The 26,416-nt window shown below is 43.0% G+C and carries 23 protein-coding genes; 15 read left to right on the forward strand and 8 right to left on the reverse strand.

From position 1 onward, the window contains the following. The first annotated feature begins 13 nt into the window (after positions 1 to 13). A complete protein-coding gene (locus ACFSYC_RS14385; protein WP_377129038.1) occupies positions 14 to 1,168 on the forward strand; it encodes a hypothetical protein in 1,155 nt (384 codons plus the stop codon). A gap of 213 nt (positions 1,169 to 1,381) precedes the next feature. Here the strand turns inward: ACFSYC_RS14385 and ACFSYC_RS14390 are convergent, their stop codons facing one another. Further along, entirely contained in the window at positions 1,382 to 1,627 is a 246-nt protein-coding gene (locus tag ACFSYC_RS14390; RefSeq protein WP_377129040.1) for an HTH domain-containing protein, read from the reverse strand. A gap of 710 nt (positions 1,628 to 2,337) precedes the next feature. On the opposite strand from ACFSYC_RS14390, the gene ACFSYC_RS14395 reads away from it, so the two are divergent. The 6 genes from ACFSYC_RS14395 (at position 2,338) to ACFSYC_RS14420 (ending at position 12,260) form a co-directional block, all read left to right on the forward strand. Next, positions 2,338 to 3,921: a CotH kinase family protein gene (locus ACFSYC_RS14395; protein WP_377129042.1), complete on the forward strand. Its 1,584-nt coding sequence runs from the start codon at positions 2,338 to 2,340 to the stop codon at positions 3,919 to 3,921. A gap of 192 nt (positions 3,922 to 4,113) precedes the next feature. After that, positions 4,114 to 5,175 (forward strand): sulfatase-like hydrolase/transferase, encoded by a 1,062-nt coding sequence (locus ACFSYC_RS14400; protein ID WP_377129044.1) that lies wholly within the window; start codon positions 4,114 to 4,116, stop codon positions 5,173 to 5,175. Positions 5,176 to 5,535: 360 nt separating this feature from the next. Then, a complete protein-coding gene (locus tag ACFSYC_RS14405) occupies positions 5,536 to 6,810 on the forward strand; it encodes a Pycsar system effector family protein (protein WP_377129046.1) in 1,275 nt (424 codons plus the stop codon). Beyond that, positions 6,785 to 8,830, forward strand: a complete 2,046-nt coding sequence (gene ppk1, locus ACFSYC_RS14410; protein WP_377129048.1) for a polyphosphate kinase 1 — start codon at positions 6,785 to 6,787, stop codon at positions 8,828 to 8,830. Before ACFSYC_RS14405 ends, ppk1 begins: the two co-directional genes overlap by 26 nt. Then, entirely contained in the window at positions 8,827 to 9,690 is an 864-nt protein-coding gene (locus ACFSYC_RS14415; RefSeq protein WP_377129049.1) for an SdiA-regulated family protein, read from the forward strand. Before ppk1 ends, ACFSYC_RS14415 begins: the two co-directional genes overlap by 4 nt. 5 nt (positions 9,691 to 9,695) lie before the next feature. Then, a complete protein-coding gene (locus ACFSYC_RS14420) occupies positions 9,696 to 12,260 on the forward strand; it encodes a hypothetical protein (RefSeq protein WP_377129051.1) in 2,565 nt (854 codons plus the stop codon). On the opposite strand, the gene ACFSYC_RS14425 is transcribed toward ACFSYC_RS14420, so the two are convergent. The 3 genes from ACFSYC_RS14425 to ACFSYC_RS14435 all read right to left on the reverse strand — a co-directional run bounded on the left by ACFSYC_RS14425 (position 12,257) and on the right by ACFSYC_RS14435 (position 15,967). Beyond that, positions 12,257 to 14,620, reverse strand: coding sequence for a GAF domain-containing protein (locus ACFSYC_RS14425; protein ID WP_377129053.1), 2,364 nt, complete (start codon positions 14,618 to 14,620; stop codon positions 12,257 to 12,259). The genes ACFSYC_RS14420 and ACFSYC_RS14425 overlap by 4 nt on opposite strands. 184 nt (positions 14,621 to 14,804) lie before the next feature. Next, on the reverse strand, positions 14,805 to 15,407 hold the full coding sequence (locus tag ACFSYC_RS14430) for a phosphatase PAP2 family protein (protein ID WP_377129055.1): 603 nt from the start codon (positions 15,405 to 15,407) through the stop codon (positions 14,805 to 14,807). A gap of 194 nt (positions 15,408 to 15,601) precedes the next feature. Then, positions 15,602 to 15,967 (reverse strand): glyoxalase, encoded by a 366-nt coding sequence (locus tag ACFSYC_RS14435; RefSeq protein ID WP_377129057.1) that lies wholly within the window; start codon positions 15,965 to 15,967, stop codon positions 15,602 to 15,604. 197 nt (positions 15,968 to 16,164) lie between these two features. Here ACFSYC_RS14435 and ACFSYC_RS14440 point away from each other — a divergent pair, with 197 nt between their 5' ends. Both ACFSYC_RS14440 and ACFSYC_RS14445 read left to right on the forward strand, forming a co-directional pair. Further along, positions 16,165 to 17,013 carry a 3-keto-disaccharide hydrolase gene (locus ACFSYC_RS14440; RefSeq protein WP_377129058.1) on the forward strand — a complete coding sequence of 283 codons (849 nt, stop codon included), beginning with the start codon at positions 16,165 to 16,167 and terminating at the stop codon, positions 17,011 to 17,013. A gap of 18 nt (positions 17,014 to 17,031) precedes the next feature. Then, on the forward strand, positions 17,032 to 19,635 hold the full coding sequence (locus tag ACFSYC_RS14445; RefSeq protein WP_377129060.1) for a DUF7133 domain-containing protein: 2,604 nt from the start codon (positions 17,032 to 17,034) through the stop codon (positions 19,633 to 19,635). An 83-nt stretch (positions 19,636 to 19,718) separates the two neighbouring features. Here ACFSYC_RS14445 and ACFSYC_RS14450 read toward each other — a convergent pair whose 3' ends face one another. Further along, a complete protein-coding gene (locus tag ACFSYC_RS14450) occupies positions 19,719 to 20,612 on the reverse strand; it encodes an SDR family oxidoreductase (RefSeq protein ID WP_377129061.1) in 894 nt (297 codons plus the stop codon). An 86-nt stretch (positions 20,613 to 20,698) separates the two neighbouring features. Continuing rightward, entirely contained in the window at positions 20,699 to 21,268 is a 570-nt protein-coding gene (locus ACFSYC_RS14455) for a Crp/Fnr family transcriptional regulator (protein WP_377129062.1), read from the reverse strand. Positions 21,269 to 21,380: 112 nt separating this feature from the next. Here ACFSYC_RS14455 and ACFSYC_RS14460 point away from each other — a divergent pair, with 112 nt between their 5' ends. From ACFSYC_RS14460 to ACFSYC_RS14470, 3 genes are all read left to right on the forward strand, one after another. Next, positions 21,381 to 21,650, forward strand: a complete 270-nt coding sequence (locus ACFSYC_RS14460; protein WP_377129064.1) for a hypothetical protein — start codon at positions 21,381 to 21,383, stop codon at positions 21,648 to 21,650. A gap of 5 nt (positions 21,651 to 21,655) precedes the next feature. After that, on the forward strand, positions 21,656 to 21,838 hold the full coding sequence (locus tag ACFSYC_RS14465; protein ID WP_377129065.1) for a hypothetical protein: 183 nt from the start codon (positions 21,656 to 21,658) through the stop codon (positions 21,836 to 21,838). 74 nt (positions 21,839 to 21,912) lie between these two features. Further along, positions 21,913 to 23,421, forward strand: coding sequence for a glycoside hydrolase family 43 protein (locus ACFSYC_RS14470; RefSeq protein ID WP_377129067.1), 1,509 nt, complete (start codon positions 21,913 to 21,915; stop codon positions 23,419 to 23,421). Between the two features lie 47 nt (positions 23,422 to 23,468). On the opposite strand, the gene ACFSYC_RS14475 is transcribed toward ACFSYC_RS14470, so the two are convergent. Beyond that, positions 23,469 to 23,810: a zinc ribbon domain-containing protein YjdM gene (locus tag ACFSYC_RS14475; RefSeq protein WP_377129069.1), complete on the reverse strand. Its 342-nt coding sequence runs from the start codon at positions 23,808 to 23,810 to the stop codon at positions 23,469 to 23,471. A 168-nt stretch (positions 23,811 to 23,978) separates the two neighbouring features. Here ACFSYC_RS14475 and ACFSYC_RS14480 point away from each other — a divergent pair, with 168 nt between their 5' ends. Further along, positions 23,979 to 24,272, forward strand: a complete 294-nt coding sequence (locus ACFSYC_RS14480) for a hypothetical protein (RefSeq protein ID WP_377129071.1) — start codon at positions 23,979 to 23,981, stop codon at positions 24,270 to 24,272. A 144-nt stretch (positions 24,273 to 24,416) separates the two neighbouring features. On the opposite strand, the gene ACFSYC_RS14485 is transcribed toward ACFSYC_RS14480, so the two are convergent. Next, positions 24,417 to 24,962, reverse strand: a complete 546-nt coding sequence (locus ACFSYC_RS14485) for a DUF2306 domain-containing protein (RefSeq protein WP_377129073.1) — start codon at positions 24,960 to 24,962, stop codon at positions 24,417 to 24,419. A gap of 204 nt (positions 24,963 to 25,166) precedes the next feature. Between ACFSYC_RS14485 and ACFSYC_RS14490 the strand changes: the two genes are divergently transcribed. Both ACFSYC_RS14490 and ACFSYC_RS14495 read left to right on the forward strand, forming a co-directional pair. Beyond that, positions 25,167 to 25,532: a winged helix-turn-helix transcriptional regulator gene (locus ACFSYC_RS14490; protein ID WP_377129075.1), complete on the forward strand. Its 366-nt coding sequence runs from the start codon at positions 25,167 to 25,169 to the stop codon at positions 25,530 to 25,532. 221 nt (positions 25,533 to 25,753) lie between these two features. After that, the gene (locus tag ACFSYC_RS14495; RefSeq protein WP_377129077.1) at positions 25,754 to 26,332 is read left to right on the forward strand and encodes an MFS transporter; all 579 of its coding nucleotides are present in this window, start codon (positions 25,754 to 25,756) and stop codon (positions 26,330 to 26,332) included. Positions 26,333 to 26,416: the final 84 nt, after the last annotated feature.

Raw genomic sequence — 26,416 nt, forward strand, 5'->3', positions numbered from 1 at the left:
ATAAAATATTGATATGAAACAATTATTAAAACCACTTGGACTACTTTTTTGCATGGGAGCCATTGTGTCTTCATGTTCAAAAAAAGTTGATGCAGTTCTTCCTGATCCTGCTGTAGTAAATCCAGTCTCTGATTATACTATTACACCTGATCCTGCTGATGGCTTTACATTTACCTTTAAAAACACATCAAAAAACTTCACTAAGTTAGAGTGGAGATTTGGAGATGATTCGGTAGCTGTTGGAGACAACGTTACACATACTTTTGTAAATACCGGCGACCCAAATGCTAACCCGAGATTTGCTTATGTTGTTGATTTAAAAACCACTTCATCAACCGGTAATATTTCGCATAAATACATTAACCTGCCTATTTCACCCGAGGCAATTGCTCAGTTTGTTGGGGTAAAAGATGCAACTACGCCTAATAAGATTAATTTAAGCGTTAATGTTAAAGCTACAATCAAAACTGTAGAATGGACATTTACTGATGCTGATTTTCCAGATCCTACGGTATCAGGTGGTGCTGTAAAAAAAGGAACGGTTGTTAAAACCACAGGTTTAACTGCATCCAGAACCTTTACTCCAGGTACCTTTAACACCGTATCTGCTAAAATTACTACAGATAAAGGCTCGGTTGTAACTATTACCCGTAACATAACCAGCGAAGGCCTTGTTGAAAACGTAACCGGTAACCGTTTAAGTTGGGAGCCAAATTTCTTTAATAACAGAGGCCCCAACGAAGATTCGCCGAAATTGCTTGATAATAACGTAGAAACTAAATTTTTGGTAGGTAAAGGTTTCGTAACTGTAGATCCTTGGAAATTCCCTTTAGTTTGCATTTTTACCTTTTTAACGCCGCAAAAAATCAGAATATACGCTATTGGGAGTGCTAATGACTCACAAGACCGTGATCCAAAAGAGTGGACCCTTGAAGGATCAAACGATGAAGGTGCAACCTGGACTATGATGGATTCAAGATTAATGGCTAAAAACTTTTATGATCAGGCCGTAGATTTAGGTTATCCTGAGCCAAACAAGGGACGGTATAAAAGGCTGTTTTATTACACTATTGCTAACCCTATAGAGTATAAAAAAGTACGTTGGACGATTAAGAGCAATTGGGGAGCGGACTTGCTTCAGCTTTCAGAATTTCAATTATTCAGATAGAATTTAATTCCATCATATTAAAGCCCGGTTACTTGTAGCCGGGCTTTTTTTGTTTCTGTTTTTTTAGAGATAAAGCTTTACTGCAAATTTTTTGCATGGAATACATTTAATTTAGGTGTTAACAATCAATAAAGATGAGTAATACCTTAATCCGGCCGTCCTTTCACAAGCAAAACAGTCGTTGAAATTATCCGATAACAAAGGTTATGGGCATCACCTTTGATTTTCTGACGACTGTTTGAAATGAAAATCAAACGTGCCGTCCATGGTATAAAAGTAGGATTGCCTTTCGCGGCTGTACTTAACATCAGCTCCAAGAGATCGTAAGATTTCTATGTATTCAAAAGTGGTGCGTTCGCTGACATTTAACTTTTTAGCTAATTGTTCAGGCGCCCCCGTGGCCCTTTTTTTTATAAGGCTGTGTAAAAAATCAAGCCTGTCAAAATAGTATTTTGGCATAATGCAACGATTTAGATCCAATAAAAAATACTTAGCTTCAGCAGAAGACTCTTAGGTTTTTATACTACATATTGGCACATTTGCAGTTATGAAGGGGGGACTTCTACAACTACCTGCTCTTTTACGTAATGCAAGATATAAAGTTTCGGTATCAGTACAAAAAAAATATTCTAATTACTTAAAATAATGCGCATTAAGCAATATGTACCGCCGCGTTTCATCTGCCTTAATTAAACAGCATAAAATTGTTACCGTAACATTACCATACAACATTACCTGTAAAAGACAACAGTTGTTATATTTGCTAAATAAAATAACAAAATTTATAACCTAATTAGTACACTGCTATCGCCGGCGTTCCCCTTTAGCCAAACATGCAGCAATAACTTATTTTAAAAGCCGACCCCTAAGCCAGCTTTTATCATTAAGTTAAACTATTATTATAGATTAACGGTCTGATAATCAATTTGTTAAAAGTCGGTGCCATTTATTGGCTTCCATCGCGATATTAAATTGACAATCGCTTACAAATGTCTTAGTTAGCTCTTTTAAAATAACCGATATGGTAATTTGGCAAGCGATAAAATAATTGTAAAAAGCTTGTTAATCAGAACGATACGTAAGTGGCTGCTAAAACAATCTTAAATATATTATGTAGTTTTTATTACATAGTAATTGCCAATAATACACTTAATCACAACTACCTGCATATGAAAATGCAACACTTACTTTACGGCATTATACTTCTGGCTTTAGCAAGCACGGGCTGTAAAAAGACATATTTTGACAACAATAAGCTAAACATTGACCAGGGCAATGGTGGCGGTAAAACAACGCCAAACGGTCCGGTTTTATCAGCGCAGCTAAAAAACTTTAAAATTAATGGCGCGTCTTGTGCCTATGATTCCACGCAAAACACATTTTATTATCCTGTTGCAGCAGGTACCGAGCTGTCAACCTTTACGGTAAGCTTTGATACTATTACTACAAAATCTATTTACCTTGATGATAAAAGGGTGTTTAACGGCAACAACGTAAGTTTTACCTTAAAAGCCGATCAGGAAATTGTTGTTAAAGCAGTTAACAGCTTAAACCTGGTTACTAATTATCACATGATGATAACAGGCTTGCCCATGGTAAGTATTTATACCAATACTTCAATTGGCGATGAGCGTGTCATAGGTACTTTCAACTTAGTTAACCCAAATTATAAGGCGCAACAAACTGAGTTGGAAATATCTGTCGGTACGTCTGTTTCCATCCGCGGGGCAACATCCCGGTTTTATCCTAAAAAATCATATTCGGTGCATTTGGTTGACGGCGGTGGCAATGATATTGACAAATCATTACTGGGCTTGCGCAATGATAATAATTGGATACTGGATGCGGCGTATGTTGACCAATCGCGTATGCGTAATCGCATGGCTACCGATATTTGGAATAGCTTTAATAATGTACCGTATGCAGCAAGCGAGCCAGAAGCGCTAAATGGCACGCGTGGTTATATGACAGAAGTGTTTGTAAACTATAAATATATGGGTGTTTATTGCCTAACCGAAAAACTTGACCGTAAGCAGCTTAAAATAAAGAAACAGTACGGTAACATGTACAAGGCTAACGACTGGACCAACGAGACCGATTTTTATGGCCTTTCGCCGTTTAATAATGCCAGCGCAACATGGGGAGGATGGGAGCTTGAATATCCTGAACTGGGTGATACACCGGCGCCCAACTGGGGTTATTTGTACAATGTGGTCAATTTTATATCAACCGCTACAGATGCTGAGTTTAGCAGCCAGATAAAAGACAAGGTGGAAATTAATAATATAGTCGACTACTTCATCTTCATGAATATTTCGCGGGCAACCGATAATCAGAACAAAAACACCTTCTTTAGCTTTTATGATTCGCGCGTGGCTAATAAATTTTTCTATTCTGTTTGGGACCTGGAGGGGTCGTTTGGAGGATCTGCTGCTGGTGGCCGGGTGCCGAATACCATCATTGGCTATGGCAATAACAATATGTTTGCCCGATTAATTAAACTAAACCCGGGCGATTTTAAAGGCTTGGTTAAAACACGTTGGGAAGAACTTAAAGCTAATCAGCTAAGCAAATCAAAGATCAACGAGCATGTAGAAAAAAATCGCAGTGTTTTAGGTGCTACCAAAGCATTTAGTCGCGAGCGTACGACATGGGGTAATATCCCGCAGGATCTAAATAGTGAGGCTAATTATATAAAAGATTGGTACAGTGCACAATTTGTGTTGATGGACGATTATATAAATAATTTATAAGACGTATTTAAGGGGAATATTTGGGCAAACCGGGGAATACATTACCGGCTTATTGGGGATATTTAACAGGCGTTTGTTTACAAACGCCTGTTTTTGTGAGCATTAGCTGTAAAAAATAATTTGGTATCTTTCTTGTTACATTGAAATGTAAATAGTATACTTGTATACACAACCAGATTATACCAACTATAAATGCTTTTTAATACCCCTAAATTAATTTTTGTAGTGTTTGCTGTGCTAGGTATTTTTAGTTCTTGTAAAAAGGAATCAAAAATAGATGGCATCGTAAATCCGTTGGGCGACTCGACTGCTATACATACTGCAACACAAAACACCGCATCGCAAACGGCTGGCACTACTACCAACGTTGGCGCTGCTAAAATTGCAGGAAACCTATGCTGCAAAACCGAAAATGTCATTATCGTTGTAATTGACGGCGCCCGCTATAGCGAAACGTGGGGCGATTACACAAAACAAAATATCCCACAACGGTACAACTTATACGGACAAGGTGTATTGTTAGGCAATTTTAAAAATAACGGTACAACCAATACCGATTCGGGCCATGACGCTATTTGCACTGGAAACTACGAGGACCTTGAAAATTGGGGACAGGTGCTACCACAATATCCGTCAATATTTCAAAGCTGGCTAAAAAGTACAGGTAAACCTGCAGAGAAAGCCTGGATCATAACCTCAAAAGATAAACTACAAATACTAGCCAATTGCAAACAGGACGAATGGGCCGGCAAATATCAGCCAAGAACAGATTGCGGCAAAAACGGAGCATTTTCTGGCTATAGATATGATGACACTACAATGGCGCATACGGCCAACGTAATGAAAACGTATCATCCTAACTTGATGCTGGTAAACTTTAAAGACCCCGACTTTTGGGCTCATGGTAACCAGTGGAGTAAATACATTGATGGTATAAAATCTACTGACGCTTACGTTAAGGAGATATATGACCTGATACAAGGTGATGTGCACTACAAAGATAAAACTACACTAATAGTAACTAATGATCATGGTCGCCATTCAAATGGCATCTCAACCGGGTTTATGGATCATGGCGACGGTTGCGATGATTGCCGCCATATAGAATTTTTTGCTTTGGGCCCTGACTTTAAACAGGGAGTTGGTTCGCACACGGCTTATGAGCAAATAGACATAAGCGCTACAGTAGCCAAATTACTTAACTTTAAAATGGAGTACGGTAAAGGCAAAGTAATTACCGAAATTTTTAAATAAGCCCTGCTTTAATAAATGTGCATGACTCAGCGTTCTCGAACACGTTAAAAATGACCATATTTTACCCCGGCGTCACATAGAAATGATCCTCTTTAACTAGTATTTTTATGGCTGCTTACCCCTGCTTTACTGCCATAATAGTCCTAGCGCCGGCATTATCGTGCGTTATCAATTATCAGAAGAGAGAAAAGGAGTGATGGCCGTGCGCTATGCTGATAACTTGAAATGTCTTATCGTCGAAATTACAAAAACAGCCTAACATACAAGGCTCATCGCATCCCCACGCACAAAATCCATCACGCTCAAACAATTATTTAGATTTAAACATTAAATTTGGGTTGAGCAACCAATAACCCCTTTATGGATTATCAGCAGTTATTAACCGATGTTAAGCAGTACGTTTTAAAGTATTTTGAGGGACACCACGACCCTGATCTGCTGTATCATGACATGGAGCATACCAAGGGCGTTGTTGCATCTGCTACGCAAATTGCCAATCATTACCAACTAAATGACGAGGACTTTTTTGTGGTAGTAACCGCGGCCTGGTTTCATGACATTGGTTACCTGATAGATAAAGCCGACCACGAAGCCGCCGGTGCCGAGCTTGCCGGCGCTCATTTAAAGCAACTTAAGGTTGCTGAGGCCTTGATAGCAAAAGTGAAAGAATGTATCCTTGCCACACGCATCCCCCAAAAACCTGCCGGGCAGTTGCAGCAAATTATGTGCGATGCCGACCTTTTTCACTTAGGTACCGCTGATTTTGCCGAAAAGAGCAAACTGTTGCGTAAAGAGTTTAATATTATAAAACACCTGGATATTGACAAAGGCCACTGGCGCCAAAAAAACATTGAGCTGCTACAGGCGCATACTTACTTTACAGATTACGCGCAATTATTACTGCATGATCAGCAACAAAAAAACCTGGACAAGCTGGTAAAAAGACAACAGGAAGAAAGAATGGATGATAATCCCGAAAAGGAAAAAGAACCCATAAAAGAGACTAAAGCAGATACCGCCCTGCAAGCTGGACAGGGGGAAGCAATAGCCTACGAGCAAAAGGCTAAAAAGAAAGAGGAAAAAAAGAACAAACCCGACAAGGGTATCGAAACCATGTTCAGAATTACATCGGGAAATAACCAGCGGCTTAGCGATATGGCCGATAATAAAGCACATATTTTAATTACGGTTAACTCCATTATCCTGTCGGCTATTATCAGTCTGGTACTGCGTAAGCTAGAGGAGAACACTTTCCTGGCTATCCCCAGCTTTATACTTTTAACGGTGAGTTTGCTGTCAATGATATTTTCAATACTAGCTACCCGGCCGGCAATCCCCGAAGGGACATTTACTGCACAAGATATTGATGATAAAAAGGTTAACCTGCTATTTTTTGGCAACTTTTATAAAATGGGCCTTGCAGAATACACAGCCGGTATGCTGAAGGTGATGGATGACCGGGCCTTTTTGTACGGTACCCTGATAAAAGATGTGTATAGTCAGGGGGTAGTGCTGGGCCGCAAGTATCGCTTATTAAGGGTGGCTTATAACATATTTATGTTTGGGTTGATCATTGCTGTAGCGGCCTATATCCTGGCGTCAACCCTGCATGACTACGCGCCTCTACGCAACTAATATGGGTTATACTTTTTTTGATCGCGACCTGAGTTGGCTAACCTTTAACGGGCGCATTTTGCAACTTGCCTTGCAAAGCGATGTGCCACTGCTGGAGCGCATAAATTTTATGGCAATATTTTCATCAAACCTGGATGAATTTTACCGCGTGCGAATGCCGGTGTTACAAGCTATAGATCGGTTGGGGAAGTTAACCACAACCAGTAGCGCCGTTGATGACCCATTGGCTGTAGCCCAAACTTTGATTGTTGAGCAACAACAGGCCTTTGGCAAAGGCATAAATAAGGTTATTGCCGACCTGAAAGAAAACAATATTCACTTACTGATAAACCAGCCACCACCAGCCACACTTGTAAACCAACTGAACGATTACTTTTTTGCGCAGGTAATGGCTTTTCTGAGGCCATTTAACCTGTCGACTAAAAAAAAATTCTTCCCCCAAAATAACGAGCTGTATTTTTTAATTACCCTGGGCGGGGAGGTGGAGAAAGTGGTAGTTTTAAATATCCCGCCGGATTTGCCACGCTTTTACAAGGCAGCCGATGGCGATAAAACGTATATCCTTTTCCTGGACGACATTATCCGCTACAATTTAGACAAGCTGTTTAGGAGCGATGCGGTTACTGGGTGCTACACTTTTAAAATCACGCGCGACGCGGAACTTGATTTAAAAGATGAATATCCCGGTGACCTGTCTGAACAGATAGCGGAGCAACTACAAAAACGAGATTTAGGTATAGCTACCCGCTTTTTGCATCAGCCCGGTATCCCCGAAAATATTTTGCAGATGGTATGCGAGAGCTGGTCTATAGCGCCGAGTAGTTTGGTAAAGGGTGGCAATTACCATAACCTGAAAGACCTGTTTACCTTCCCGCTTAGTTTGCCAGCATTAAAATACGATAGTTGGACAACCATTTATAATCGCCTAAACGCAGATGAATCGATATTTGATCAGATTGAGCGAAAGGACCTGTTAATCAATACGCCTTACCAATCGTACGATACCATATTACGCTTCTTTAATGCCGCGGCTTTAGATGAAACGGTTGAAGAGATTTATATCACGCTTTATCGCGTCGCTAAAGATTCGCGCATTGTTAATGCCTTGGTAAATGCGGCGTCGGCAGGTAAAAAAGTAACCGTGCTCATTGAGTTAAAAGCCCGATTTGACGAGGCGAATAACATTAAATGGGCCACCAGGCTTAAGGCCGCCGGTGCCGAAATTATCTATAGCGCCACGGCATTAAAAGTTCATGCTAAAGTATCCCTGGTTAAACGCCGGGTAAATGGCCGGTCAAAATACTACGGACTACTTTCAACCGGTAATTTTAACGAAAACACCGCCGCTTTTTATACCGACCATATATTGATGACGGCCAACAAAGCCATACTGCGCGAGGTGGAGCTGTTGTTTATGTTTTTACGCAAACGAGAAAAACCAAAATCACCCGAATTGATAAAATTTGAGCATTTGCTGGTAGCGCAATTTGGCCTGCAGCAACGCTTTTTTGAGTTGATTGATCGTGAGATTGCCCATGCTGAAAAAGGCCTGCCGGCGGCTATCACCATAAAACTAAATAATTTAGAAGAAGCCAAACTGATTAGCAAACTGTATGATGCCTCAAACGCAGGGATTAAAGTTTCGTTGATAGTTAGAAGTATTTGCCGTTTGATGCCAGGCGTAAAAGGCTTGAGCGAAAACATTACCATTAAACGGATTGTTGACAGAAATCTGGAGCATGGCCGCGTTTTTATATTCGGTAATAACGGTCAACCTCAGGTTTATATGGGATCTGCCGACTGGATGAACCGTAATATTTACCGCCGTATTGAAGTGTGTTTTCCGGTTTATGATGAGCAAATAAAGCAGGAGGTGATGGATATCATCAACATACAACTGGCCGACAACGTACAAGCAGTAACATTGAACGAAAGAATTGAAAATATACCTATTGAAATAACCCAGCCTAAAGTACAGTCTCAGCGCGGGGTTTATCAGTATTTGAGTAATAAAGCATGAAAACATCAAAAGGCATTTTAGCCCTGTCATTTATATCTTTAGCCATGTTAGTAGCTTACGCCTGTACCGAAAAAAAAACATACAGCAGCCCGCCGGGCTATGACTTGAATAATCCAATCAAAGATAACACGAGCGACGCATTGACTGAAGTATCTGGATTTACTTTTCATAATGGAAACCCAGATACGATGTTTGCCCAGCAGGATGAAGAGGGCAAGGTTTTTTACTTTAAGCCCGGCAGTAAAGAAACCCCTAAATACACACGTTTTGCCAAAAGCGGCGACTATGAGGATTTAGCTATTTTGGGCGACCAGGTAGTGGTGATGAAAAGTAATGGGACGTTGTATATATTTCCATTTAATCAGGTATGGTCAGAAGAAGCGGCCAATGTTGTTGAGGTTAAAGACCTGCTGCCAAAAGGCGAGTACGAAAGCATGTATGGCGACGAAAAAACAGGCCAGCTTTATATATTGTGTAAAGATTGCGGCGGTAAAAGATCTAAGAGTACTAATGGCTATATCTTTAAGCTGGGAGCTGACGCCGACGTAACACCTGCCGGTGAGTTTAATATTGACACGCAGCCGATTGAAGCGCAGGTTAAAAAAAAGAAATTTGAGTTTAGGCCATCAGCGTTTGCAAAAAATGAGCGTACTAATGAGTGGTTCATCGTGGCGTCAATTAATAAGCTGCTGGTTGTTACTGATTCCGCATTTAAAGTAAAAGGCGTTTATCCGCTAAATCCGGCGGTGTTTTTGCAGCCTGAAGGCTTGGCGTTTGATAACCAGAATAATTTATACATCAGCAACGAAGGCGACGAGATAACACCCGGCAACGTGCATAAATTCGTATTCAAAAAATAGCCGACATGGGGAACCGCTACCTGCTTTTATTTTTGTTGTTAACCCTATCTGTAAAAAACTTTGCTCAGCTAAAAAACGATAGCATAACGATTGCTATTGAACCGAAATATGACAGCGTAAATAAAATACACCGTGGGTTTTTTGGCGAGAGCTACCGCAAACTTTGGGCCGCTCCGGTTAAAATGCGCATATTTCACATCACCAATGAAAAAGGCGGCTTAAAAATCACCGAGCGCGGTGGCGGTATGCAAACCAAATCTGTACGGTTACAAGATAAAACCGGGCAGGAATGGGTGCTGCGCTCTATACAAAAATACCCTGACCGGGTATTACCGCCAACGCTAAGAAAAACTATAGCAGCATCTATTTTGGACGACCAGATAGTAACTGAGCATCCCTTTGCAGCTATTACAGTACCCCCGCTTGCTGCAGCCTTGAACATCCCCCATGCTAATCCCGAAATAGTTTACGTACCGGACGATCCGGCGCTGGGCGAGTTTAGGAAAGACTTTGCCAACCAGGTTTTTTTATTTGAAGAGCGGGAGCCGCTTGACGCCAAGAAAACCGACAACACTGATAAAGCCTTCGAAAAATTAAAAGAAGATAATGACAACAGCGTAAATCAAAAAACCGTACTGCGCGCACGCCTACTGGACATGCTGCTGGGCGACTGGGACCGCCATGAGGACCAATGGCGCTGGGAAAAGATAAAGACAGATAAAGGCAATGTTTATGAGCCGATACCAAGGGATAGGGACCAGGTGTACTATCATACTTCGGGGGTTTTGCCGTGGTTGGTTTCCAGGCATTTGCTGATGTCGAAGTTTCAAAGTTATCAGGATCGTATTCGGTCTGTAAATCGATGGAATTTGAATGCCCGTAACTTTGACCGGTATTTTTTAAACAGCCTGAACGAAAAAGATTGGGAGGAGCAGATCAGCATTGTGCAAACCAAACTCACTGACGAGGTGATAACTAAGGCAATCCAGTTAATGCCGGCCAACATTTATAGCCTCAGTGGCCCAAATTTGATAAGCAAGCTGATAGCCCGCCGCAACATCCTTAAAAAGCAGGCGATGAAATATTATCGCTTTATATCAAATAGCGTTGAAATACCCGGCACAGATAAGCACGAATATTTTGACATTACCAATCAACTCGACGCAAGCGTTAAGGTAAGCGTTACCAAAATAAGCAAAGAGGGCAAACGCGAGCAGGTGATGTATGAACGAACGTTTGATCCAAACATTACCGACGAAGTACGCCTGTATGGCTTGGCGAACGAGGACAACTTTGCGGTGCATGGCAGCAATAGCTCACCCATAAAAATAAGGATGATAGGCGGCGATGATAACGATACCTTTACGGTAGACAGCAATATTACCGGCCGCGGCAACCGTTATATCTATGACCGCAGCGACCAGAAAAATAAATTACCTGAAAGTGGGCTTTTCAGACGGCGCACATCTACCGATACGATGGTGAACAAGCACCTGATCAAAAACTTTCAGTATGACTTTTTGCAGCCGTTGTTTTTAGGTAACTATAATAAAGATTACGGCTTTCAGATCATCACCAAGATGGTTTGGCAAAAGCAAGGTTTTAAGAAAGATCCGTACGCGTTTAGACAAAGTTTGATAGTGAATTATGGCTTAGGCGTAAGCTCGCTTTCCTTAAACTATGAGGGTGAGTTCAAACAGGTTATTATGAAAAATGACCTGGTAGTAAACGTTACCAACCGCGGGCCAAACTTTGTGAGCAATTTCTTTGGTATTGGTAACAATACGAAATTCATTAACGAGGGTGATAAAAAGATCCGCTACTATCGTAATGTTTATAATTTAATAAATGCTGATGTTAGGCTAAGGCACAGTTATGACAACAACTGGACGATCAGCGGGGGCTTATCTGCCCAATACTATAACGGCGACCGTGACGATAACAACGGCCGCTTTTTAAAGGACTACGACGTTTTGCACCCGAATGAAAATGTATTTGCCGGCCAGGGAAATGTAGGCGTAGTTACTGGTGCTACTTTAGATACGCGCGATAAAAACATAGTACAGCACACTGGTATTTTATGGACCACCAATTTTATGGCGGTTAAAGGTTTAAATCGGGGAGGGCATAACTTTGGCCAGATTGAAACGGACTTTAGCTTTTTATATGACCCGGGAAACGATTACAAACTGGTGTTTGCCAACCGCACAGGTGTAGGCACTACAATAGGCGACGCCGGATATTATCAGCAATTAAAACTGGGGGGTAACAACAACCTGCGTGGTTTCTATCAATGGCGTTTTACCGGTAAAACGATGGCCTTTAACAATTTCGAGGTAAGGGTAAAGTTATTTGATTTTACATCGTACCTGTTACCCGGTACGGTAGGCGTTGTAGGTTTTGATGATGTTGGCCGTGTATGGTCGCCAGGCGAAAAGTCTGACACCTGGCACATGGGTTACGGCGGCGGCGTTTTCTTTTTACCGGCTCAGCTGATATTGATCCAGGGTGTCGTCGGTTTCTCCAAAGAGGGAGCATACCCATACATCACCGCGGGATTTAGGTTTTAATTAATCTGCTCGTATAGCTTATTATAGCTGGCAGCACGCTGAGCGAGCAGATTTTGGTCATGGTGTATGACACCGATACGCAACGCCTTCAGGCCAGCTACGCCCTGCAATTCCTCCACCTCAAAATGCTCCATATCATCAGCTAAAATGCCCTCTTTTTGCAAAATGGAGAGGTAATTCATATACTCTACTTCTTCTTCCTCTTGTGAGTAGATAATGGTGATTTTTCCTGGTTTAGTAATGCGCTCGTTACTGCCGTTAATGTGGGCCTTGTCAATTCGTTTTTTAATCACCTCGTAACGGATGTTGTAGGCTCCATCAACATCAAAGTGTTTCTCATCCATCCTAAACCTGATGGCTATCGGCGTGCTAAATACCAATATCAGCGATGTTACGCTTAACGCATACGGCAGCAAACTCTTCAAATCGTATTGCTCAATCTCCATTTCAGCAATTACACGCAGTTGCCAAAGGCGCAGGCGGTGCAGGTCCTTTATGGTGAATTCGCGGTCGGGTGCAATGGTTTGACCAATATAAATATTGTGTTCTACACCGTCGGTTTTAAAACGCTCGTAATAATGCGGAAAGATCTCTTGTATTTCGGCCTGTCGATGATCTAAAATAGTAGCCAGTTTTTGATTGATAAGTGATAATGTTTTCTCGTAATTGCGGCGGTTGGCGTGAAAATCGCCCTTCAGGTTATCAGCCTGCTCAAAGTATTGATCTATCTTAGCCTTGTATATACTTTTTGTAGCAGCTTCGGTAAGCACGGGGTGTACCTTGTCCTCCAGGTAATGTTGAATAAACTGCTCTGTATCAGCACGTATATTGTGCTGCAACTCGTCCGAAAAAGTCTTTAGGTCAAACTGTATTTTCCCTACGTGCGGTTTATCATTGGCTTTGTTGATCTCTTTCAAAATCATCAGTAATCGGGCCATTTGGTTGCCCAGATCGTTACGTACACTCAAGTTACGCGTTATAGACGATTCGCTGATATCAACCTGCCCATACAGCGGGTAAACTTCATTAAATTTGATCTCTTTAAGTGTATAAGCCAAGCCATTGTTAGTCTGTTCTATGTAGTTCTGTGCTTCGCGCCTAAATTTCCAATATACGCTGGGGTGTAATGTGGTGTAGTAGCTTTGTATAACGGACCGTACACGGTTCAATAGCTCGTTAATTTTACGATCAACCGCATCTACCAAAAACGGCATGACAATGTCAAGCTTATTGGCGGTAACGCTATTCAACTCGCTTACGCGGGGCGACACCAGCTCCAGTATTCCTAGCAGAACTCCGTCCTTTATAACAGGCGCCAATATAAAACTCTGTATGCCCTGCGCCAGGAAATGTTTGCCGAAGTTATCCTCCGGGTTTTCATCAACATAACATGGCACGTTCGATACCGCGAAGTAAGTATGCTCATGCACCAGGCAGTTAAAAGATTTATCACAAAGGATTTTTTCGGTATCAAAGGCCTTTTGCACAGGTAATAAAAAGCTATGAAAATCAGGACCGAACCGCACGTTTAAAAACTTCTCTTCGTTGCGGTCAAATAAAGTAAAGCCCATGCGCAAATCGGGTATACAGTAAATAGACCTGAATATAGACAACAAGCTGTCTTTTATGTCGGGCGAAGATGCATTAGATAGCAGGCTGCTTTTTAAATTAGAAAGGGCGTTTTCAACAGTGACGTCTACCAAAGTCATTAACCCAAAGCCTTTGATGAGATAACTACCCGGCGGCAATTTTTTTCTCCAAAGCGCAGTATTTTCAAAGTTATCCATTAACTCGCCAGTGTCTGCCTGCGTTAATTTAACAGAGAGAGCGGTCGGCAGAATTTCTATAAAATCTGCGTTATATAAAATGCGGTAATGTCGCATCACCCCATCGGCTGACGGAATGTCATAAAACATTGGTTTGCTAAAATCAAGCTTGGTGCCGTATAGTTGGTTAAGAATGATGCAACAACTCAGTACATATAATTGCTGCTCGCTAAAATCGCGGATATTGATCTGAAAATCAGGACCGGCATCCTTCAATATGTTTTTAAAGCGTTGGCTATGATTAAATATCAAACCTTGGTAAGGAATACTTACCGCTTTAATTTCGTTAAGGCTAAGCGCCGTGGGGAAAAGATCGGCCAGCAATTCGGCGATTAATTCTTCATTCTCTGACACCTGTTCTTCGCTTTCAAGGCCATCGCGTAGTTCGGGGTGTTTGTTTACCTGTTCTAACAAGGCCTGGGCGTTCATAGCCCGCCAGCCGTTTCCGGTTTCGGCGGCATCTTCCAGCCCCTCAATAATTTTATTGAAAGATAGTTGTAGCCTGAATGGTTTGTCGAAGAATTGTGGAAACATATGAATCTAAACAGCTTACAAATTTATTAAAAATTAATAAGCTATATACATGCCAATATTTACTGACTATTGTATGAAGCGTCCCTCCTAAATACTTCCCGGAAGGAGAACTTTCCATTGCCTTGTGTGGCAGATACTGAAAAAGCGAAAAATCTCACTTATTGGGGGAGATTAAGAGGGGTTGCTACCTGGCCCTCATAAACGACATACTCAGTGCGCTACCAACGCCTAACAAAGCGCCCGCGCCAACATCAGTTGGATAGTGCACACCAAGGTACATGCGCGAGTAACCAACAGAACCTGCCCATAAGTAAGCAGGAACGATAACATACCATTTTGGGTAGGCCATGGACAGGGCGGTAGCGGTGGAGAACGTTGTAGAGGTATGGCCGGACGGAAACGATGAGCTTGCGGCTCTGTAAACGGGTACAATTTTTATGTTTTCAAAAGGGCGGGGGCGCCTAACGATATGTTTTATAAGCAAGGTTAACCCATAGGATATGGCCGTGCTGCTGGCAATAAAAGCAGCATTTTCGCGCATGTTTCGGTCTTTGCTAATGACGCCCGCAACCAGCAAGCCTGCAGGCACCGCAACATCTCCATAACGATAGGTATCTGATATAAACCGCACATAGCCTGTTTTCTCACGAGTTCGGTGTTCTGCCAGATCGATCATGATACGATCGTCAAACTGTTGCAGCCGATTTTGTGCTGATAAGGTCGTTGTGATGAATGTCAGAAATCCCCATACCGAAAGCATTTTATAAAAATTGGTGCAGACTTGCATAGCTGTTAAAGAGATGGCAAGTTACCAATTAAGTATTCAGATAAACCACGCTGCGTTTGGGTAAAGTAAATTTTAAAATAGTCAGTAGAGTAGCGAAGGGAAAGTGAAGGGAATCCTGTAAGTTGTGCCTACTGCCTCGATACATTCTCACCCGCTCCTCGTTGCGGAATGACAAATTTGTCAATACTGTAAATCTACTCGTTAAACTCACCAAAATGCCATAATATCCCAGACGGGTCATGCATAAAACATTCGCGGCCCCAGTCAAGGGTTCGCGGCGGGGTTACTTTTGCGCCCGGATATTTTGATGGAAGGTTAAGAGCCGCCAGTTCATCCCAAAAATGGGTTACGTTGTCTACCTCTAAAAACAACATGGTGTTATCAACCCAATCTTTAACATAGGCATCCTGTAAATAAAATGCCATCGCACCGGTTTTAAAAACCGACATGTCGGCGCTGAGCACGATTTCTATAAAGCCCAGATCGCGGTAAAAAGCGCGAGAAAGTTCAAAATCTTTTGCACCAATAAACGGGCGGAGGGATTTGGCGTTGTGTTGCATGGCTTATTGTTGTAAATACGCGTGAGTCTATAATGCAAATTAGTAAATCACATTATCAATCCCGCAAACGTTTGCATTGAAAATAGCCGGCCAGTGCGCCCGGTAACGGGGCTTTTACATCAATTAATTATAAAATTATTGTAAGTTTACCCTTACCAATTTTTTGTTCGACACCAATATCATTTACTTCAATTCAAATGTATAAATACGCGAAACTAACGGGGCTTTTGCTTGCGGGTTTACTATTAGCTTTTACCGGCGACTCGAACATTGCGCCGGCGGCCGACCCAAAATGGGAGCAGCTTTTTAACGGCAAAGATTTAAAAGGCTGGACACCAAAGATCCGTTACCACGAATACGCCGAAAACTGGAAAAATACTTTCCGCGTAGAAAACGGCCTGTTACAAAATCGCTACGATCAGTACGAGAAATTCGACGAAACTTACGGTCACCTTTTTTATAAAAAAGCATACTCGCATTACCTGCTTGCTGCCGAATACCGCTTTGTGGGCGACCAGGTAAAGGGTGGCCCGGGATGGGCTTTCCGTAACAATGGTATCATGTTTCACGGGCAGGATCCGCAAACCATGAAGAAGGATCAGGATTTCCCTAACTCAATGGAAGCCCAACTATTGGGCGGCACAGGTAAAGGTAACCGCAGTACTGCAAACTTATGTACCCCGGGTACCCAGTTTGAGCGCGATGGCAAGATCATCACTCAGCATTGCACCGACTCAAAATCAAAAACTTTTGATGGCGACCAGTGGGTGCGTGTCGAGTTGCTGGTCTTGGCAGATTCGTTAGTTGTCCATTACGTTAACGGCGAAGAGGTAATGCGATATGAAAAACCGCAAACTGACCCGGCGCGTGGTGAAAAGCAAGGAGCTTTTTTGAAAAGCGGGACGATTTCTATCCAAAGCGAAAGCCATCCTACAGATTTTAGGAAGATAGAGATCATTGATCTTGAAAAATATGCTAAAGATCCACAGAAGTTAAAAACTGTGGTAGATAAATTAATGTCACAAAAACGCGTGGCAGTACAATAACAAATAGTATTTGCAATTATGTTAAAAACAACCATTAGTATAATATCGGCCCTGATATTTTTTTTAGGAGGGCTATTTTTCCCGCAGCCACTGGCATTTGAAAACCCGCCCGAACTAACCATAACCCAGTTTGCGGGCCCTGATTTAGTGCCCAGCCCGGCTTGTTTGGCCGTAGCCCCAACCGGCGAGGTTTATGTAGGCGTAGACATGATAGGCTCACTGGGTAAAACCCCGGGCAAGGGTCGCATTGTTAAGCTGGTAGACAGCGATAACGATGGCAAGCTAGATAAGCACACCAATTTTGTTGATGTGGATAATCCGCGCGGTATTATAGTTAGCGGTACCAAGGTTTTTGTACTGCATACCACTTTCTCAAAGGAAACGAAACTAGCTACCGGCATGGACCTGGTAGTGTTTGAAGATAAAAACGGCGACGGCATAGCTGACGGCCCTGAGCAACCGCTTATTCAAAACTTTAGCAACACCAAATACCTGCAAGAACGTGGTACAGACCATGCTACTAATGGTATCCGTATGGGTATTGATGGCTGGATTTATGTAAGCGTAGGCGATTTTGGTTTCTATAACGCGGTAGATCGCTCAGGTAAAAAAATGACCATGCTGGGTGGTGGCATTGTACGTGTACGTCCCGACGGTACAGAAATGGAAGTATTTATCCACGGTACACGTAACGTTTACGACGTAGCGATAGACCCTTTTATGAACGTATTTACCCGCGAAAACACCAATGATGGCGGCGGTTGGAATATCCGTTTCTCGCACTATGTGCAATCCGGCGAATATGGTTACCCATTGTTGTTCCAACATTTTACAGATGAGATATTACCTGCCCTGGTTGATGTAGGCGGTGGCTCTGGTACAGGTAACTTATTTATGGATGAGCCAAACTGGCCTGCTAAATTCAATAAAGTACCAATGATGGCCGATTGGGGACGCAGTATGCTATACATTCACCGTGTTACGCCTGATGGCCCGACTTTTACGCAAAAAGACGAAGAGTTTATTAAACTGGCACAAATCACCGATCTTGACGTTGATGGCTCCGGGAGATTGTATCTTTCTGCCTGGGATGGTGCCGGTTATAACGGTAGCCCAAGCAAAGGCTACGTAGTTAGAGCAGTACCTACTGACTGGAAGTACCAGGCTTTCCCGAATGTTGAAAAACTATCAGAGAAAAAACTGGCCGATCTGTTAAAATCTGCCAGCGCGGTCGCCCGTATTAGTGCGTCGCAAGAATTATTAAAACGTCCGGTTAAATCTGCCGCTTCCGCTGCTTTAAAGGTAGCGCAGGATAAAGGTTTAAGCTTAGAAAGCCGTGCGGCAGGTATATTTACCTACGCGCAAATAGCTGCCGAAAGTGGTATCGCGGCGCTTACTGAGCTTACTAGAGATGCTACCGTACGTGAGTTTGCTTTACGCCAGCTTGCCGATCGTAAATCATGGGCATCAAAAGTAGCTATCGGACCATTTTTAGATGGGTTAAAAGATGCTAACCCGCGGGTACAGGCAGCTGCTATCATCGGCCTTGGCCGTCTAGGTAAGGCAGAAGCTATCCCGGCTTTGTTGCAAACCAAAGTGCCTGCATCATTTGTAGCGCCGGCTAAAGGTGTTGCCGAAGGCCCGCACGCTACGCCCAACTCGGCTATCGTGTTGCCTCACCTGGCAGCGCGTTCATTGGTTGAATTAAACGCTACTGATGCGGCGGTTGCTTCTATCGGTACTGAAAACTCAACACTGGCCTTATGGGTATTGCGCAACATGCACAACCCTAAAGCAGTAGATGGCTTAATTGCCGCTTACGCTAATGCTAACGGCGCGAAATTAAAAACCGAGATCATCACTACACTGTCCCGTCTTTACCGCGAAGAAGCGCCTTATGACGCGTCATGGTGGTGGGGTACCCGTCCGGATTCTCATGGTCCGTACTACAAAGGCATCACCTGGGCTGCATCGCCAAAAATTGAAACTTTCCTGAAAGCACAATGGCAAAAAGCTGATGCCGCAGGCAAACAACTATATACCGACCTGAATGAGCGCCACCGAATGAAAATTGCCGAGTTTGGTGTTGAAGAAAAGGCAATTGCCAGCAATGAGCCTAAGGTTGATTTAGAAAAGATCAAAAACCAAAAAGGCCAGGTAGGGAAAGCGTCTATTGAAGATGTTATGCTTATGCTTGGCAAGATAAAAGGCGAGCCGGGTTTAGGTAAAGCCTTATTTGCCCGCCAGGGTTGCATTGCCTGCCACACTTTAGATAAGAGCGAAAAACCTAAAGGACCGTTTATGGGCCAGATAGGTTCTATCATGTCGCGCGAGCAAATTGCCGAATCGATACTGAAGCCTAACGCGTCAATATCTCAAGGTTTTGCTACGGTAATGGTTACGGCCAAAGGCAACAAGAGCTACATGGGTTTTGTTACTGATGAGAACGCCGACCGCGTAATTATGCGTAACATCACGGGCGAAGTATACACGGTAAAAACCAGCGACATCATATCCCGCAAGGAAATGGAAACATCTATGATGCCTACAGGTTTAGCAAATGCCTTATCATACGAGGAGATGGCATCGTTGGTTACTTTCTTGTCAAATAATAAGAAGTAAAGAGCAAAAAAGTTGTTAATTCGACGATAAGAAAACAACATTTAACGAGAAAGCACTGGCATAACGCCAGTGCTTTCTCGTTTTTAGCTATTAAAGTAATTTTGCTCTATATCCTCAAGCAGTCCAAGCCCTGATGGTTCCCAACTTAAAGCATCGCGGGTGATCTGGCTTGATGAAGGAACGTTCATGCCGGCAAAATGTGTCATCCAGCCAAAGTATGCGGCGGCTTCCTCTTCGTTTTTGGATACCACCGGCAGGCCTAGTTTTTTGCCAATCAAAGTAGCGATGTCCCGCATGGTAACACCCTGTTCGGCTACGGCGTGGTAGGTTGTAGCGGCTGTGCCTCTTTCAAGAACCAGCCTATACAAACGGGCGGCGTCAAAACGGTGCGCGGCCGGCCATAGGTTTAAGCCGTCGCCTACGTAGACGGCTTCGCCTTTTTCTTTTGCTATGTTGGCCAGCATCGGCACAAAGCCGTAATCGCCCGTGCCATGGGTTGATGGTGGTAATCTCACAACCCTAACATTAACACCTTTGGCAGCCATAGCCGCCGCGGCCTCTTCTGAAGCTACACGCGGAACGATGTCGGCGCTTACGTTCGGTTGATCGCGCTCATTGCTAATGGGGTTGGATATAACCAAAGCAGTGCCTGACGTGATAACTAGCGGTTTATCGGTACCGGCTAAGGCTTCGCCCATTGCTTGAATAGCCCGGCGGTCTACCTCGCAATTTTCTTTATAGTTCGAAAAATCGTGAATAAACGCGGTGTGGATCACACCATCGGCGGCGGCCGCGCCGGCTTTTAAACTTTCAAGATCATCCAATGATCCTATATGCAGTGCTGCGCCGGCCTCTCTCAATGTTTTTGCTGATGCTTCTGACCGGGCCAACCCCAATACCTCGTGGCCGGCTTCAATTAATTCTTTAACAACGGCAGAGCCTACAAATCCGGAAGCTCCTGTTACAAATACTAGCATGTTTTAATTTTTAGTGATAGATAATTACACTACAAAATTGCTTTATTGAGGGCCCGCAAAGCAAGGACATTTATCACCGTTTTAAATTAACGGCTAACCTGTGCGTTGCGAATACGGCTTAAGGTTTCTCGGGATACGCCAAGGTAAGAGGCCACCATGTGTAAGGGCACGCGGGCAAACAGGTTAGGATGCTGTCTTATAAACTCGTCATACTTTTCTTCGGCGGATGAGCTGATGGTGCTAAATACCCGTTGACGGTTAATGTAAATGTTGTTGGATATTACGTGCTGCGAGAAGCTCTTGAGTTTCGGAATATCCTCCTGAAGGCTTACAAAGTCTTTTTTGGTCCATAAAAGCACGTCACACGGCTCAAGCGCGTCAATGGTATAGGCTGATGGAATGCTTTTGTCGTAACTCTCGGGCTCCACGGTCCAGCTGTTTTCCGGCGAGAACTGGATGATATGCTCGCTGCCGTCTGACTTAGCACGATAGGTGCGCAATAAACCTTTGGCAATAAACACCTTATGCCGGCAGACATCGCCCTCCTGCAACAGTACCCCTTTGCGGCTTATGTTGCGTTGCAGGGCCAGGCCATAAACCTGATCGGTTTCGGTGGCAGACAGGCCTGCCTGTTGTTGGATATACGTTTTGAACACGACTGGCATCTCGCCTCTAAAATAAGCAAAATATAGCTATTAAGCGGCCCACATAATTTTGTGTAAGCTCAAACATTTCGGAAATTTTAAGCTTATGTTAAGAAAATAATTCATGGAACACGGCGGACCTTTTAGCGAGCGTATCAGTAGTTTTTTAGAGGCGTGGGCCGCATTGCCACCGCCGCGCGAGGTATCGTCAGAACTGGTGATTATTTCGGCAGGGGCGGTAAGTGCAAAATGGAGCTTTAAGCACGTATTCACGGCGGGCGAAACATATAATTTCATTTTCCGAAAAGCAGAGCTAACGGACTTGAATGCGCCCTGGGAATGCGCCGACCGCGAACTGGAAGCATTGGTAAAAGGATTTATCACACAAACATAAAAATTATGAACAATTTCTTTAAAGTTCTTATCGCTGGCTATGGCGCTAAAAAATTAGGCGGCGGTTGCTTGTCAACCATCGTGATATTTATTGTTATTTACATGCTATTAGGTAAATGTGATAATGATGTTAAATCTGCACCTATAAACCACCCTGCTAAAGTTTCTATCGGCCAGCGCGCGCGTTAATTACACTTGGCTGCTAAGGCTAAATTGTGTTTATTTGATTATCTATTAACACAGATAATCAATAACACCTATTTATGCAAAAGCTTAAGACAATCGCCATTTTTATCGTCCTGGTTTTATTGTCGCCGTCAACGCTGTTTGCGCAGCTTAATGATGGCGCCGTTATTCATGGCGATTTTGCCGATCCGTCTATAATAAAAGTTGGCGGCACCTATTACGCGGTGGGCACCTCGTCAGAATGGGCGCCGCATTTCCCTATTTTTAAGTCGACCGACCTTAAAAGCTGGAGGCAGGCCGGTTATGTGTTTGATAAAGCACCCGAGTGGACTTCAGGCTCGTTCTGGGCGCCAGAGTATTATAAAATTAAAGACACTTACTATATTTATTACACTGCCCGCCGTAAAAGCGACAATGTATCATACATCGGTGTAGCTACTTCAAAATTCCCCGATAAAGGTTTTACCGACCACGGCACGTTCATCACCTTTGGCAAAGAGGCTATCGACGCTTTTATTTATAACGATAACGGCCAGCTATATGTGTCTTTTAAAGCTTATGGATTAGATAAACGCCCGATAGAGATACTGGGTTACAAGCTATCTGCCGACGGCCTTAAAATTGAAGGTGAGCCATTTTCTATGCTGCGTGATGACGACAAGCAAGGCATGGAAGGCCAGAGCATTTTAAAGAAAGGCGAGTATTATTACCTATTTTACTCTGCAGGTGGTTGCTGCGGTGTGCGTTGTACCTATAATGTACGCGTAGCGCGTTCAAAAACTTACGCTGGCCCGTACGAGTTTTATGACAAAAACCCTATCCTGTCTGAAAACGGCAAATGGAAATGCATGGGCCATGGTACGTTTGTTAAAGGAGACAATGATGCCGATTTTTACATTCACCATGCTTATAACAAAGAGAGTGTGGCCATTACCGGCCGTCAGGGCTTAATGTCAGAACTTATATGGCCAAACGGTAATGAATGGCTTGCCTTTAAAGCACAGAAAGTTATGGGCGGCACGGCGCCAAACATTAAAGAAGATTTTACCGCAAAAACCGTAGACAAAAAATGGCAGTGGGATTTCCGTAACTCGACGCCTGTGGTAAAACAGCAAAAGGGTGTGCTTTCTTTATCAGGAACAGTTAAAGAGGGTAATGAGGCGGGGATAGTATTAACCAATAGGCCGGTATCGGGCAGTTTTGTAATGACAGCTACGGTGTTAAACAGCAATGCGGCACTTAAAGGGCTTTCTTTTTATGGCGATGCCAACGCGGCGGTAGGCATAGGTGTACAAAACGACCAGGTTGTATTATGGCAGGTTAAAGGCAATAAATATGCTGCCTTAGCACAACAAGCCACCAAAGCCAAAACACCGGTACAATTAAAGCTGGATGTAGCCGCCGACAAAACATGCACCTTTTACTACAAGCAAGGCACCGAAGATTGGAAACAACTAACTACCGAAACCCCGATAAAAGCCGGCACCCTGCCCCAATGGGACCGCAGCCCGCGTGCAGGTCTGCACTTTAGAGGGGATGCTGCTTTAAATGGGCAGTTTAAGGAGTTTAGTTTGGTGAGTAGGTAGTAGCGTGCCTTTGGGATATTTAGATCCAGTCGATTGTAATCAGCTATTTACGCCTTCTTCACAAACTCAGATTTAAGCGCCATTGCGCCAAATCCGTCTATTTTGCAGTCGATGTTATGGTCACTGTCTACCAAGCGTATGTTTTTTACTTTGGCGCCGGCCTTAATGCCTTGCGGAGAGCCTTTTACCGGCAGGTTTTTTATCACGATAACCGAGTCGCCGTTTTGCAGGATAGTTCCGTTGCTGTCCTTAACTACAAATACATCGTCAATTGCAACATCCTCGCCGTCCGGCTCCCATTCATGGGCGCATTCAGGGCATACCAGTAACGCGTCCATAGCATAAGTATAATTTGATTTACAAAGCGGGCAGGGTGGGTATTCAGACATTTTGATTGATATTTTTGAAGAGCAAAGATAAACTTAATGGCAACTATATTTAAAGGTTATTCTGACTTCGGACAACTATGCTGAGGAGCAGTAGCTGCGCTTTTACTATCCACTTAACTATTTTGCCATACAAATGAAACTTAATGCCTCGCCAACGCTTGTAGGCATATGACAACAATCAAAAATGTTAAACCACTCAGCGCTGAGAAGCTGTTTGACCTGTTAAAGACAGAATTTGCAGATTATATCAACGGTAAACTTGATTCAAATCTGGCGATTGAGTATGCGCATGTTTATGACGTGATCAACATTTTGTTCCCCGAAGTGATTGAAGGCCCGGCACTAACGGTTGTGGTAACCGATGACGAACTTACGGTAACGGTTCATGCTACGGATTCTGATTATAACACAAATTTGCTGGAAGAACACCTACTTAGTTTCCTGGAAACACAAGCCGGATAATAAAATACAGGTGCGGTCCGCAATATCCTGATATAAGCCCAACCACGTGTTGGGCTTTATTGTTTCTTAGCCTTTGCATAGCTAAAAATTGCATCTATGCCATTGCTGCCGGGTGTATCTCTTTAGGCTTTTTTTGCGCAAGCACTACCTGGTAAATATACAAGGGTACCGACCATCCATCCAAAAAAGCGACGGCGATATGTCGGCAAAACTGCCAAGGCTTTGTATGTACGATGTTTTTAAGGCTAAGCCTGAAATGATAAAAGCCAAGGTTACTAAATAGCTCCTAACCATCCATTCTTTATGAAGGGTATATCGGCCTTTTAAAGCCGAATAATAAGCAATTACGGTTGAGCTTATCCATACGGTCACCCATATTTGTAAGGAAAATGCATATGCCCAATTTACTTCCTTCGCGGTGGTAACCGCTAAAATTACTGCGCATATGCTACTTGCCAAAACAGCCAGCAGGTAAAGCAGGCCTATGGCGCGATGCGCTTTCCAACTGCAGTTTCTTAACGAGGGCCAAAACTGTATAAAGCCTAATATCAAGGATCCGCCACCTGTTGTTATGTGCGCTATAACGAACCATTTCAATTCAAAGTATTTGCCTAATGCCTCTGGGGTTAATTCTAAAAATGGTCGGCGCCGTGCATGAAAAGCCAGGTTAAGAATATAATAGTAACCCAAATGGCCATTGGTGCGATATCGTGCCGCTGTAATTTAAAAGAAGTTGTAGTGGTTCTTTGTGCCATGCTTATCAGGTATCGTTAGCGATACAACGGCAAAACTCTGTATAACAACAAGGTGGAGCAATAACCGAAAAAAGATTCGGTAGCCCATGTTAGTGATAGTATGCTGTAATTGAGTTATTTTGCGTTATAAAACAAGCGTATGTATACCTATAAACTTGAAGAGGATTTAGATTGCGGAATAAGGGTGGCCTTTAAAGTGTTTGGCGGTAAATGGAAGTTGTGTATCCTGGATGCTATCAATAAAGGGAAAGTGCGGCCCACAGAGATACACAAGGAAATAAAAATGGCCTCGTTACGGGTTATAGAGATGCAACTGGCAGAGTTGCTGCAGTATGGCGCCGTTATAAAAATCGCGGAGGACGCTTATCCCAAAAAGACGGAGTATGAATTGACCCCATTAGGAAAATCTATCTTGCCTATTTTAATCCAGATAGATCAATGGGGGGCAGCTAACGCGGCTGTTGTTAAATCAAAGAGTCTTGAAACGGATAGGATTGCCCTATAAGGCAGCGTCCTTTTGTCGCGGCGTTAATTTCAATTTTTTTTAAGTATTTGTAATTGTCGTTACACCATGATTTATACAACAATTTCAATCCATTAAAAAATAAATACGACTCAAAAATATTGCATTAATTAGTAGTGTATTTTTAACATAATTAAGCGGTGGCATAGCGTGATAAAAATTTGTTCTATATTAGGCAGTACAAGTAAAAGTCAGCTGTAGCAATGGGAGAAAATGAGGCAAAAAAGGGGATCAGCCCAATATATATTATAGGCGCTTTATTCTTTGTTTTCGGTTTTATAACCTGGCTAAATTCGGTGTTGATACCGTATTTAAAAATTGCTTGTCAACTAAACAATTTTGAGTCGTATCTGGTGGCGTTTTCGTTTTATATTGCTTATTTGGTAATGGCTATACCGTCGTCATGGGTATTATCTAAAACGGGTTTTAAAAATGGTATGTCATTGGGCTTAATGATCATCGCTTTTGGCGCGCTGATTTTTATTCCCGCTGCCCTAACCCGTATGTACTGGCTGTTTTTAACCGGGTTGTTTATCCAGGGAACCGGCCTTGCCGTGTTGCAAACCGCTTCAAACCCTTACATTACAATTTTGGGCCCTATTGAAAGTGCTGCCAAGCGTATCAGTATTATGGGTATCTGTAATAAAGTCGCCGGGGCATTGGCGCCAATTGTATTAGGCGCCGTCACCTTAAAAGACGCGGATGCACTAAACATTCGCCTGCTAAGTATGTCAGTTGCTGATAAGCGAATAGAGTTAGATACTCTGGCTGACTTGTCCTGAAATAGGTTTACACATTAAAGTGTAAACGATGAACAAAATTAAAGAAGAAAAGATCATTGAGGATCATTTAAGCGAAGGCATAAG

The organism is Mucilaginibacter antarcticus (assembly GCF_042686155.1).
Lineage (GTDB): Bacteria > Bacteroidota > Bacteroidia > Sphingobacteriales > Sphingobacteriaceae > Mucilaginibacter > Mucilaginibacter antarcticus.